The following is a 13,082-nucleotide window of genomic DNA, read 5'->3' as shown; positions in this document are numbered from 1 at the left end:
CATTTCTCGCTGAGGTGTTTTCCGGCAATTTCAGTCTACCCTCCAGTTTATTGCGGACATCATCTGCATAAAAATTCTTCAATTATCTTCTGTGACAGAAAATTCTTCGTATCTTTGTTTTTGTTCCTATTATAAAAGCAGAGATTATGAACAAACTTTATCCAATCGGTATCCAAAACTTTGAAAGTCTCCGAAAAGATGGCTACTACTATGTAGACAAAACGGAGATAATCTACAATCTTGCAAAAACCGGACGTTATTACTTCCTCTGCCGTCCCCGTCGTTTTGGCAAAAGCTTGTTGATTTCCACCCTCGAAGCTTACTTTCAAGGAAAAAAGGAACTCTTTACCGGACTGGCAATGGAGAAACTGGAAAAAGACTGGATTGCCTATCCCATCCTGCATTTAGATTTAAATACCAAAAACTACAGTATCCCCCAAAACCTGGAACTGAAGTTAGAACGTGCCCTATCCGCTTGGGAACAGCTCTATGGAAGCGACCCCGCCGAAAAATCATTAGCATCACGATTTGAAGGAATCATTCAACGGGCATACGAAAAGACAGGCCAACGTGTAGTTATCCTCGTTGACGAATATGACAAGCCCATGCTTCAGGCTATCGGCAACGAGGCGTTGCAAACGTCTTACCGCAATACGCTGAAAGGGTTCTACGGAGCACTGAAAAGCAAAGACGGCTGCATCCGTTTCGGGGTATTGACGGGAGTGACCAAATTCAGCAAGGTCAGTGTATTCAGCGACCTGAACAATCTGGACGACATATCAATGTGGAACGAATATATCGAAATCTGCGGCATCAGCGACCGGGAACTGGAGATAAACTTCAAGGATGACCTGCACAAACTGGCGGATGCAAACTGATGGGATTCTACACAAAAGTGGAATATCACACAAACGAAGGACGCATCGACCTCGTATTGCAAACAGACCAGTACATCTACATTATGGAATTCAAGCTGAACGGCACTGCGGAAGAGGCTCTGCAACAAATCAAAGAAAGACATTATGCTCTCCCGTTCGAAGCAGATTCTCGAAAGTTACTTCGGATAGGGATAAACTTCTCCAGCAAAACAAGAAACATAGAGAAGTGACTGGCGGAAGATTAAGATTAACATATTGATTAAACAACCTATAATCATGGAAGAAAAAATAGACTTCGAAAAAGTCCCTTATCAGTATGCAATGTGCCTTAACCGGGAATGTTCAAAAGCAAACACTTGTTTAAGACAACTTACAGCACAAAGCGCACCGGAAAAGATTGAATACTGGGTTATCGTCAGTCCCAAACATCTCGCTACACAACAAGGGAATTGTCCTTATTATCGTTCTAATGCCAAAGTACGTTATGCTAAGGGATTCATTAGAATGTTAGAAGACTTGCCTTATAAGCAAATGCAAACTGTCATATCACATTTAATGAGCTATTTCGGTCGCAGAACTTACTATCGCTCACGCAAAGGCGAACGCCTTCTCTCTCCCGCCGAACAACAACACGTATTGAATATCCTCAAGAACTGCGGCGTCTCCACCCAGCAACAGTTTGATGCATACGTCGAAGACTACGACTGGTAATCGTATTTCCCAACTGACATAATCGCCACATTCGGGCGACACAACTGTCACATCCGAAAGACACGACTGTCACATCCTATTGACACAAGTGTCACATAGGGATGAAACGACTGTGCCAACGGCTTGGCACAGTAATGACACCGTGATGGCACAGTTGTGCCAAGCCGTTGGCACAAACATTAATCAAGGCAATATAATGTTAATGTAGTTGACCTAATATCCTCATACCACTATCTTTTTTCACTATAAATTGGTTATATTTGCTCAACAGATGAAGTATCTTTCAATGGAGATTAAGAAATACAAGCAGGCGGAGAAAAGAGGGGGGATGAGGTTTGTTTTCTAAGTAGATATAATGAAGGTAGCAGTTGAATAAATTATACATTTATCAACTATTGAATTATAGAAATACAAAAAAAGAGCCAGGCTTTCTGAATGAAGCCCGGCTCTAAAATTAACTTATCTGCTAATGACTAGACCTTACTGAGCGTTGTAGACATAAACTTCAGTTACATCAATATATCCATTATAACGTTCCGCTAGTTCAACCTTCACATAGCGAATGTTTTGAGGAGTAAAGAATTGGAAATAATGGTTATACGCCTGAGGAGTATCAACTGTACCTTGTGTAACCCATGTTTCATTATCTATTGAAGTAGAAATAGTTACCTTTTTAGGAGATGATGCCGAACCACTATTTTTATAATAATCAATGCCTAAACCTGTCATAGTCTTTTCCGACTTCATATCAACTACAAACCAAAAATCACCGGTTTTATAAACATCATTTCCATTGCTTCCACCTTTACCGTCAATAAGCGTATTGCCATTCCCACGAGCACTCGGATCCAATTCTACCGACCAACCGGTTTTATCCAGCTCAATCCAATTAGCAACCTTATCAGATACATATCCAAAGTTTCTGAATACTTTACTTACATTGAAAGTAAGGAAGTTTTCCTCCTTGTTATCTCCCACAACAGGGTCTTCACTTTCTGCCGAAGCAGTCACCACCAGCGTATAAGTTTCAGGATCAGCAGTTGTCAACAAAAAGTCGTCGGTAATAGACCATGTAATGTCTGCTGATTCTCTCTCTCCGGCAGGTATGATGATTTCAGCAGGAGTAACAGTGATATCATTCATAAATTGTTCGCCCAGCCCTGTAGTGGCAAGTTTCACCTTTACATCTTTTCTTACCGGCTTATCCAACTTCATCTTGAAGGTATAGGATATAGGATCAGGGTTGACAATCGTTCCTTGAGAGAAAGCGCGTTCGAATGTTGCACTATTTCCATTCTCACCAACCACATAGCATGAAGCGGAGTATGCCTCCTTCTCTATTACTACTTTAGATTCTATTGGTTCAGTTCCTATCTTATATCCTTCCACACTGGCTTTCACTCCCAATTCATAAGTAGCCGCATCATAATTGGGTGCTGCAAAGCTAAAATCTTCATCCTTCAAAGCCACAGTGACAGAAGCATCTGTTGAACCGGCAGGAAGAACTACTTTAGTGGCACTGATCTCTACATTTTCTTTTGGGATATTAGTATTTATAATATCAAAAGTCACTGTAGCATCTTCCGGTGATGCAGCAAAATGAAATGTATAAGTTCTAGTGGCAGGACCATCCAATTCCAATGTACCATCAGATTTGTAAACCGCAGTCAACGTCGCTTTAGACGCTCCTTCCGCACCGTCAATCGTTATAGCAGGCTGATTCACCGGATATTTAACCAAATCCACCACCTCATCATCCTGACATCCGGCAAAAGTAACGAATGAACCTATTGCCAGAGATAAAAAGAGTTTATAATGTGCTTTCATATTCTTGTTTTTTATTTGTTTTTATTTCTCCATAGCGATTGAGATACCAATCGCTATGGAAAGCTTTACATTTACCATTCTTATCGAAGATCATCCGGATATTTGTAAGGCGTCGGATCATCCTTCTTATAGAATATTGTAGGTTGTTTTATTTGAGATCCATACAATGTTTCAACACCAGTCAAACGGTTAAAAATACTTGAATATTTTTCCGGACTCGGAGCAAATCCCATATACCAACCATATCCATTATTCATCAGGTTCCGAGCCGTTGACGATGATAAATTACCACCAATACCTAAATGAAATTCCATTGCTACACCTGCGCATTCTTTATTTGTCAAATTTCCTATCGGGCGCGCACTGCTACCATAGTTAGGAACGACAATATCAATCCATTCACTTACATCAACACCATCCACAGTAGACACTCCATACATTTGACCATACGCAAATACTGTTACTAACTTATCAGGCATTGCCAACTTGGTTTCATAACAAAGACGAGCCGCTGCGGCTGCACTCGGAGTAGTAAGAGACGGGTTACTCAAATCCGGAGATTTTGAATATTCATCATCATAATTTACCCCATCCAAATTGTATGCTTTACAATATTGAGCCACTTCGCGGGCAAAGTCTTTTGCACCCTGATCAGAAAGTTGAGCTAAACCCGTAATGTCATGATTTCCAAGTAACCCTAACAGAACCTTAACACCCCGTTTACGAAGAGGCTGCAAAAAAGTTTCATTGTTATCCAACAGATATTGTACATTCGGATTACACTGTACACGTGGACGTCCTGCTTCAGAATCATAATTAATATTAGCAGCAAACAACACAACAACATCCCATATCAGTTTTCCGTTTTCTAACTGGAAAGACAAAGCATTCAATGGATTAACGCCATTTACCTCGAAAAACAAATAGCCCTTTATCGCATTTTCACCTTTATAAGTATCACCGGCATTTCGCATATCTTTCACCAGGTAAATACAATGTTTTGCATTTTCATCTTTAATAGTGATATCACTGCTCTGATCACTGAGAGCTACCGGAATAACATAAGTTTTATCTTCCTGCAAACCTTCTCCTGCCCGAATAGTCATCTCTACCTCCGCTGATTTAGTATTAGCGTTCACAGTCAGTATTCCTTCATCAGCAAAAGTAACCAAATCCTGCGGATACAATGCAAAATCGGTATTATGCGCTTTATTATACGTTTCCAAATAAGCAGCATCAATTTTCACTCTTGCCGATGTAGCTGTATTAGGCGTTTTGCTTAGCCCCATTTTTACTGTAGTGGCATAAGTCTCACCGTGTAATTCGACAATCTTAGAAACCAAGTTCGACTTTCCATCACGCAGATATGCATTATTTTCATAAATGCCACTGTAGACCGACTCATCAATATTCTTTCCAACCTCAAGTTCATCAGCACAAGAGGTCAAGAATGCAGTACTGCTCACAATCATGGCAGCCAACAAACCCGAAGTTATATATTTCATATTCATAATGAATTCTTGAATAAAAGATTAAACCAACAATTAATTTATCTTAGGGATTTCTACTTGTACCCAAGTAGGATCGCCCGTACCTACAATATCATTGCCATGTCCGGTATGGTCTGTAATAGCCTTTCCGGCACCTTCATTAAATTTCCAGTACGCAACCAGTCCTTCACTGGCAGGATCTACTTCATAAGGATTAGTAGCAATCTGCTCTGCCGTTCTTTGCACTGACCACACACGGACTTCTGAAATATCTCCCGGCAACCAACGAGTAGTATCCCAAGCGTAACCAATATAGCAGCTACTACGCAAAGATATATTGCCCGAAGCCGCTTCGTCTTTATAAACAAGCACACCATCTTTATAATAGATTCGTTCTTTCGTCGTATTATCATAAACAATGGCAATGTGTACCCACTCATTAACCGGTAAACCCGGAACAACATTCGGACCTGGGAAATTACCACCGGGAGCTACTACCTGAACTTGATCACGCGGACGGTCGGCGTCACCAACACGTACAAGGAATTTACCTTCAATACCGAAAACAGAACTTAGGGCATTTTCACGTCCTGCTACCCAGTCTTCACTACGAACCAAAGCTTCAACAGTAACAGTGGAAAGATTATTCACACTGCTCTTCCAGTTAATCGGGAAATAGATCTGTTTGATATTTGCCACTACATTAATAAGGGCAGCACCCTTAAATATGAAATAAGCAGTACGGGCACTTTCGAGTACATCAATATTGGATGCATCTATAATGGTGACAGGCAATACATATCGTTTTGACTTATCCAATTCGTTGGTATTCTTAAAGTCAATCACAATATTATCACTGGAAATATCCCCTGCCTTAATAGTAGCAGTTTTTGTCGGTATATTATAAAAATATGAATCCAGTGCAGTTGCATTATCATTGTAAATCAAATTATATGCTGCTGTCATAGCGGGAGCCGCATCAAAACTTATTTGAATATCTTGTTCTGCCGGCGATGCTATACGATAGCTAAGTTCACGGGTAGCCTCTGATACATTAGATTTAATCAACAAATCATCGCAAACAGGAGCTGAGCTAACATAGAGTTTATTGTCATAATGATGCTCTTCATTGATATCTTCATTCTTACAACCACTCACTGTGACTGTTGTAAGAGCCAAAAGCACAAAACAATATTTATAGAGTTTCATTTCTATTCTTATTTATTAGGATTCATAATACGAATAACTTCACGCACATATCCATAGGTATTGTTATAATAATCATTATGGACATTCATAATAAAGATTCCTTTCCGGGTGTAATTAGGAGATGCTTCAACCATCCAACGGGCTGCTCCCGGAGCTGCTATTAGTTTATTGCCATTTGCATCCACTGTACTCCAGTAACCCTTCACTTTATCCTTATCGTCAGCCTGCGGCAATTCAACACAAACGATAAAACGATCAGCCGGAACAGGATTCACTCCTCCTTCTATACCGCCTACTGCATCCATACCTGCCTGAATAGCCAAATATGCTTTCAAAGCAAGATCATCGGCATTGGTAGAAGCAGCAGTTTTCAACAGGATGTAATCAAACTTGCTTAACATATCCATATTCTCCGGCACTAAATATTGTATATTTCCGTAGAACACCAAAGTCTTGTCATCATGGTTGCTTTGCCAGTTCATCACCTCGCCAAAGAACTTCTGTTGACGATCATTATATTCTTTCAGGGCTGCCTCCGGAAGGCTCACCAGTGAACGCCCCGTATAATCAGCAATAACACCATCAAAGTTATATTTGTCACAAAGTGCCAACATCTCATTGGTACGTTCAGCGATATACTGAAGAGCATCCTCTTCTGTCAACCCCGGTTCGGCTTTTGCCTTCTCCTTCCAGGCACTTTCAATGCTGGAATAGTCAATACTGTAAATCGTACGCGTTCCTTTCTCGCGTATCTTGACCATCTCTGCCTGTACTTCGGGACTTACTTCCGGATTATTCAAACAAATGAAATCAACGCTATCTGGTACGATGGTCAGACGTTCAGCCTGCTTGCCGGGAGATCCCTTGGGGTTCTCGAAAGAAACAAAAGTGACTTTATGGTCTTCAGACTTATATCTGTTCAAATCCTTCAGATAGTCGGCATACAATTGAGGATTCTGTTCTTCGAATGTAGGGGAATTCAATTGGAGGCTTTCCACATCCGTCCAATCACTACATGAAGTTATTGTCAAGGCTGATGCCAGAAACAGCAGAGCAGACAATCTATATTTCAGGTTATTTTTCATATATACTTTCCTTTAAGTTTAATGTTATTTTTTAGAAGCCCACCATACATCTGTAGCCATATTATCTGCACCGTGCAGGTAGTTGGCAATCGCATATTCTACATTTGCCTTGTTGCTGACAAACTCATCCAACGGATAAGGCATACGACGTGCACCTTTCTCTGAATCAACTACACCACCACTCTTGTTTTCTTTCACCGGGATCAATTTCGGATATCCGGTACGGCGGAAGTCAGCCCAAGCTTCATTACCCAATTGCCAGTTGGCAATCCACTTCTGCACGATAATGCGTTCTTGTTTCTCTTCTTTGTCAGCACTATCATTCCATTTAATAGTGATATCAGACAGAGCATTCTGATAAGTATTCGTACCTGCCGGGTCTGTATATGCAGTCGGTCTGTTTACGTCGTCTTTCAGATAGTCTTCTGCACCGTCTGCACCCCATTGTTCAAATGACAAACGGATACCTTGATTGTAGAATGATTCGGCTGTACCACCCATGTTGAAGTTGAAAACAGCTTGTCCTTCAGCACGTAAGAAAGCTACTTCGGCTGCATTCATCCAATAAAGCGGAGAAGTAGGAGCAATGTTCACACCAGAGTATTTGTGTCCGGTTGTCTTCAGTTCGGGGATGACAATACCGCGACGCATTCCTACATAGTCCTGTCCTACCCATTCGGATTTAGTGAAGAACTTCTCACGTCTGTTATCTTTGTAACCGTTCATATAGCAGATGATATCGGCAGCAGCATGCGTATCACCACCAGTCAGACAGGGGTCGCCACCGTGTTCGGAAGTTTGTACCTGATTGTAACGGGTAGCTACATAAATAGGATTTTGTGAAGTCTCAAAGTAGTTCCATGCTGCATTGTCCGCATTCGATTCGATGACACCTCCGTTTGCAGGATTCACAGCTTCTTCAGCCATCTGCTGAGCTTTCACCGGATTGGCATAAGCTATACGGATAGCAAGACGCAACTTCAGTGAATTGGCAAATCTGATCCATTTCTTTACATCGCCTTTGTATACATAGTCGGCTGTAGGAACAAGCTGTTCGTTAGAATGCTCATTAAGTGTGGCAATAGCTGCAGTCAACTCATCGAAGAATGTATTATATGTCACTTCCTGAGAATCATAAGGAGTAGCAATCTCGCCATTCGCACCAATCTGAGAATAAGGTATCGGACCGAAAGCATCAGTCACACGATGCATAGCCGCCACCTTTATCACTTGTGCAATGGCATAAGGAACCGGATCATTCGTATTCTGTGACACCAGTTTCACTTGTGTCAGATTAGAGTATAATGTCGGAATAATCTTATCACTTTTCAAAAACACACGGCTCCAGTCGTCTTTGGGATTAAAAGTGGAGATGGCCTCTGTAAATCCGGCATTAGAATCGGCATAATATCCGCCCAAAGGTCCACCCAACAAACAGTCTGTGAACTGAGCTGTATTTACGTCCGGCGATACCACGCAACCTGCCAGGTTATTCATGGCAGATCCCAAAGCGTATCCATCCGCTGACAAATCAGGAGCTTCGTATGGGTTTGAATTGATATCCTCATAGTTACCGATACACGAAGACAGAGCAACAGTAAGAGATCCAAGTACTATTTTGTTTATTATATTTTTCATACCTATCTTGATTTATTTAGAATTTAAAGCTCAGATTAAAGCCAATATTACGCAATGAAGGCATCATAAAGTAGTCAATTCCCTGATAGAAGTTATCAGTAGATGCCACGCTTTCAGGATCGAAAGGAGCCTTGTTGTAGATCATCCAAAGATTACGTCCGATCAATGAAACTTTGATATCACACACATTGCCCAGCCATTTTCTTGGAATAGTATAACCGATAGAAGCTTCCTGCAAACGAATATTAGTAGCGGAATAAGTGTAATACTGAGGAACAGCCGTACCACCGGCTACTACTGAATACCAGCCTTCCGGATTTACACGGTCGTTTCCATTTACTGATACATAACCTTTGTCACGTGCAGCAGCAGATGCTTCAGAAACTCCGAAGTTATCGAGAACAGCTTGTGTACGTGAGAACACAACTCCACCCAAACGAGCTGAAACAAGGAATGCCACATTAATATTTTTCCAACTGAAATTGTTGCGCCATGCCAAGTTTCCTTTCGGCAATACACTACCTAATTTAATGTAATTATTAGCTTCCAGGCTCTCCGTTACAACACTGTTGGTCTCATCGATATAAACAGCTCCATTGGCATCTCTCTTCAAATCCATCAAGGAGTAAATGTCACCCATGCTTCCACCTTCTTTCAGGATGAAACGGGTACTACCCAAACCACCCATATTCAAAGAAGAAATAGAGAATTTCTCGCCAGTGATAGGATTGATGGCATTATCAGCTAAGGTAAGAATCTTGTTCTTGTTCATTGAATAAGTAACTCCTGTATTCCAAGTAAAATCTTTCCATGTATTATTGTAGTTCAACGCTAACTCAAGACCTTGATTGCGAACTGCACCTGTCTGAATGTAGATACGCGCATATTCACCTACCGGCAACTCAGGATTGAATGTCTGATTCATTGTCTTGGCGTTATAATAAGTCACATCTAGTTCGAAATTCTTGAGGAAACGCATATTCATACCCACTTCAAAAGAATTGGTACGTTCCGGTTTCAAATTATATACCGGGAAGTCAGTCAGGTTACTCCACTGACCAATACTAGTATTCCATGTAAACAGAGGATTAGCTATATATCTTTTGAATGCTGTACCCACAGAAGCAAAAGAACCGCGTATCTTCCAGTAAGACAGATAGTCCTTATTCAATTTAGGCATCAACTCAGACAACACTACAGACATACCTACCGAAGGATAGAAGAATGATTTATTGACGGAGTTAGGACCTGCCAACTGTGAAGGCCAGTCATTACGACCTGTCAATGTCAGATAATAAGTACTTTGGTAGCCAACTTCGGCAGATGCATAGATAGACTGAGTCTGTTCACGCCATCCAGTCTGCATTTTGTTTGTCTTAGTCGTACTCAGGTTCTGAATATAGAAGCCATTTGTCAATCCGGCTTTTTCACCGGCAAATGTTTGTGAATTATCAGCAATAGGTCCGCGTACAGCCATTTCATCATATCGCATATCAGTAAACGATCCACCCATATTAGCCTGCAAAGACCATTTTTCGCCGAATGTTTTGTTCACACTTACCAGGAAGTCTGCATACAACTGCTTTTCGTAGCTTCTGGAAATACCATAAAGACCACGATCAGACAACTCTGTCAGCTGAGTATTTGTACTGGCATAAGCCTTTTCCGTATAATCATTGTTAGAATTATCCAAGCGGACACGTCCGGAAACACTCAACCAGTCAAGAATCTGATAATTCAGACTTGCACCTAACATATAGCGGTCTTTCTTATTTTCACGCAAGTTACGGTAGTTCACCCAATAAGGATTCTGCATAGTCATATTACCATCACCTGTCGGCCAGTACTGAGTGTAAATCTTACGTGCTACGTCATAGCGTTCGTACATTTTAATATCTTCCCAATCATTGCCACGAGGAAATAGGTAAGCTCCAACCAATGGATTGTTATAAGTCCCCTGGTTCACCATATTGCGGTCTTTCTGTAAAATGTAGCTGGCATTTACATCCAATGTCATTTTATCATCGAGGAATGAAGTAGTATTACGCACGTTGAAATTATAACGGTCATATTTGTTGTTAGGAACGATACCTTTTGAATTAACCGCTGCAGCAGAAGCATAAGTCTGGTTCTTTTCCGAACCGGTAGAGAATGATACACTCTCTGTACCTATAACACCAGTCTGAAAATAATCATCACGAGGATTATAGCCGAAATATCTGGCTTCTGTCAGTTTAGGACCCCAGCTACGACTGGAGTTATCATCTTTCACACCACCAATACCTGTACCATAACGTGTCTGGAAACGGGGCATTACCAAAGGAGCGTTAAACTCAACACTACTGTTCACTGTGATATTCACACGACCTTCTTTCCCTTTTTTAGTAGTAATGATAATCGCACCATTGGCAGCATCGGAACCGTAAAGTGCAGCTGCTGCCGCACCAGTCAGCACAGACATTGATTCAATATCTTCCGGGTTAATGTCGGCAATCGGCTCAGTATTTCCTTTAGAAGAAAACTCCGTTCCATTCACTTTATTGGCATTGGAGTACATCGGAACACCGTCTACTACATACAATGCATTGGAAGACTGCATGATAGATTTTGTACCACGCATCACTACCTTGGACATACCGCCCACTCCGGACGAAGAAGCATTGATATTAACACCTGCCACTTTACCACTCAATGAATTAATAAAGTTAGGGTCTTTATTGGCAGTCACCGCATCAGCGTTTACTTGCTGTACATTGTAAGACAGCGCTTTCTCTGAGCGTTTGATTCCCAATGCTGTAACTACGACTTCCTCCAAGACTTGAGCATCTTCCTTTAAAGTGATATTAATAGTAGTATTGCCCGCTACAGTCCTCTCCAATGTTTGATACCCAACATACGAAAATTGCAAAACTGCATCTGAACCTGTAACGACCAATGTATAATTACCATCAAAATCAGTAATAGTACCATTAGTTGTTCCTTTTTCCAAAACAGAAACACCAATCAGAGGTTCGTTATTGGCATCTACCACCTTACCTGTTACTTTCTGTTGTTGTTGAGTCGACTTTATCGAAGAAGATGCATTTGCTTTCGACAAATAAACAACGTTGTCATCAATTTTATAAACGACATTTTTCCCCTTCAAAGCCTTGTCCAGTACTTCTACCAAAGAAACATCTTTAACATTCAATGACTCTATGCGCATTGAAGCCAAATTGTCATCATAAAAAAATTGATACTTAGATTGAGCCTGGATTTGCTTAATCACAGTTCCTAAAGAAGAATTGGAGATCCTAATTGTCAACTGTGCTATTGCAGATTGTGCCGGAAGGGCGAATAGCAACAAGATCAACAATGCCCGAAAAATCTTCGAGCCTCTACACGAGTCATTGATTCTCATACATTTGAATTTAAGATAAAACATTAGTTTTTAAACAATAATTAGAATCGAAATCCTATGTATTATTTTCGATTTACGCTTATATAACAACACATACATTAAAAAACACTTAGAGGATTTTGAAAAAAAATAAATATAATCCCATATTTACTTTTCCACAACGAGTTTCTTTTTCTTTAATAGCAACTAAAAATCAATCACTTACAAAGGAAAAGAGACTTTTATAAAATTTGGAGCCTGTTCAAATTTTATAAAATCATAAAGACTGCCAATAAAGACATCATACCAATCCTTATGAATATACAAGGAAAAACCGCAATCTTAAAGTAAGCAGACATTAATATTGCGGTTTTCATTTTTTAATTGACGTGATGGTAAATCTTACTATCTATACACATATTTCAACCAATATCCAAATGCAGGATCTTGAATTTCAATGATATTTCCAGACAATACATCAATTAAATCCTTTTCTAATGTTGCCTTACGCAGATTTTTAATATTGGCAGATGTACCTAATTTATATTTGTTCAACACTTCTTTTGAAGAGAAATTAGAAACCCCATCAGCTACTGCAAGCAAAAAATTAATTTGTTTGGGGGTTAAAGAATCAATAACATTAGCAAATAACAAACTCAATTGAGCAATCAAGCTATTAAAAGCCTCTTCAACAATTTCTTTCGTACAACCGCTATCCGGCGTACGAAACCAAACTTGTTGACTTAATTGTTGAATATAGTAAGGATGATTTTTCATCTTATCGGCAATAAGAGCCTGTTTAAATTTTCCTGAGATTATGTTAGATAGGCTTTACCGACCAGTTTTTATTCGTCACATAGTCTCC

General features: G+C 40.3%; 7 protein-coding genes and 2 pseudogenes. 2 read left to right on the top strand and 7 right to left on the bottom strand.

Annotated elements, in window-relative coordinates:
- Nucleotides 1-143 precede the first annotated feature (143 nt).
- Both NSB03_RS12295 and NSB03_RS12290 read left to right on the top strand, forming a co-directional pair.
- Nucleotides 144-1,108 (top strand): annotated as a pseudogene (locus NSB03_RS12295) (PD-(D/E)XK nuclease domain-containing ATP-binding protein).
- 46 nt (nucleotides 1,109-1,154) lie between these two features.
- Nucleotides 1,155-1,589 carry a DUF6078 family protein gene (locus NSB03_RS12290; protein ID WP_024987393.1) on the top strand — a complete coding sequence of 145 codons (435 nt, stop codon included), beginning with the start codon at nucleotides 1,155-1,157 and terminating at the stop codon, nucleotides 1,587-1,589.
- Between the two features lie 480 nt (nucleotides 1,590-2,069).
- Here NSB03_RS12290 and NSB03_RS12285 read toward each other — a convergent pair whose 3' ends face one another.
- The 7 genes and pseudogenes from NSB03_RS12285 to NSB03_RS12255 all read right to left on the bottom strand — a co-directional run.
- Entirely contained in the window at nucleotides 2,070-3,416 is a 1,347-nt protein-coding gene (locus NSB03_RS12285) for a DUF4989 domain-containing protein (protein ID WP_024987392.1), read from the bottom strand.
- A gap of 80 nt (nucleotides 3,417-3,496) precedes the next feature.
- The gene (locus NSB03_RS12280; RefSeq protein ID WP_024987391.1) at nucleotides 3,497-4,927 is read right to left on the bottom strand and encodes a BT_3987 domain-containing protein; all 1,431 of its coding nucleotides are present in this window, start codon (nucleotides 4,925-4,927) and stop codon (nucleotides 3,497-3,499) included.
- Nucleotides 4,928-4,960: 33 nt separating this feature from the next.
- Nucleotides 4,961-6,115: a DUF1735 and LamG domain-containing protein gene (locus tag NSB03_RS12275; RefSeq protein WP_024987390.1), complete on the bottom strand. Its 1,155-nt coding sequence runs from the start codon at nucleotides 6,113-6,115 to the stop codon at nucleotides 4,961-4,963.
- 8 nt (nucleotides 6,116-6,123) lie between these two features.
- Nucleotides 6,124-7,200 (bottom strand): glycoside hydrolase family 18, encoded by a 1,077-nt coding sequence (locus NSB03_RS12270; RefSeq protein WP_257466416.1) that lies wholly within the window; start codon nucleotides 7,198-7,200, stop codon nucleotides 6,124-6,126.
- Between the two features lie 24 nt (nucleotides 7,201-7,224).
- Nucleotides 7,225-8,838 carry a RagB/SusD family nutrient uptake outer membrane protein gene (locus NSB03_RS12265; protein WP_024987389.1) on the bottom strand — a complete coding sequence of 538 codons (1,614 nt, stop codon included), beginning with the start codon at nucleotides 8,836-8,838 and terminating at the stop codon, nucleotides 7,225-7,227.
- A gap of 16 nt (nucleotides 8,839-8,854) precedes the next feature.
- On the bottom strand, nucleotides 8,855-12,238 hold the full coding sequence (locus tag NSB03_RS12260; protein ID WP_024987388.1) for a SusC/RagA family TonB-linked outer membrane protein: 3,384 nt from the start codon (nucleotides 12,236-12,238) through the stop codon (nucleotides 8,855-8,857).
- A 384-nt stretch (nucleotides 12,239-12,622) separates the two neighbouring features.
- Nucleotides 12,623-13,009 (bottom strand): annotated as a pseudogene (locus NSB03_RS12255) (AAA family ATPase); the annotation flags it as partial.
- Between the last annotated feature and the right edge of the window lie 73 nt (nucleotides 13,010-13,082).

The organism is Bacteroides acidifaciens (genome assembly GCF_024623065.1).
Taxonomy (GTDB): Bacteria; Bacteroidota; Bacteroidia; order Bacteroidales; family Bacteroidaceae; genus Bacteroides; species Bacteroides acidifaciens.
This window is presented reverse-complemented; position numbering and strand designations above follow the sequence as displayed.

Coding starts and splice junctions, on each gene's coding strand:
- NSB03_RS12285 (WP_024987392.1), bottom strand. CDS start 3,416: ATGAAAGCACATTATAAACTCTTTTTATCTCTGGCAATAGGTTCATTC.
- NSB03_RS12275 (WP_024987390.1), bottom strand. CDS start 6,115: ATGAAACTCTATAAATATTGTTTTGTGCTTTTGGCTCTTACAACAGTC.
- NSB03_RS12265 (WP_024987389.1), bottom strand. CDS start 8,838: ATGAAAAATATAATAAACAAAATAGTACTTGGATCTCTTACTGTTGCT.
- NSB03_RS12280 (WP_024987391.1), bottom strand. CDS start 4,927: ATGAATATGAAATATATAACTTCGGGTTTGTTGGCTGCCATGATTGTG.
- NSB03_RS12270 (WP_257466416.1), bottom strand. CDS start 7,200: ATGAAAAATAACCTGAAATATAGATTGTCTGCTCTGCTGTTTCTGGCA.
- NSB03_RS12260 (WP_024987388.1), bottom strand. CDS start 12,238: ATGAGAATCAATGACTCGTGTAGAGGCTCGAAGATTTTTCGGGCATTG.
- NSB03_RS12290 (WP_024987393.1), top strand. CDS start 1,155: ATGGAAGAAAAAATAGACTTCGAAAAAGTCCCTTATCAGTATGCAATG.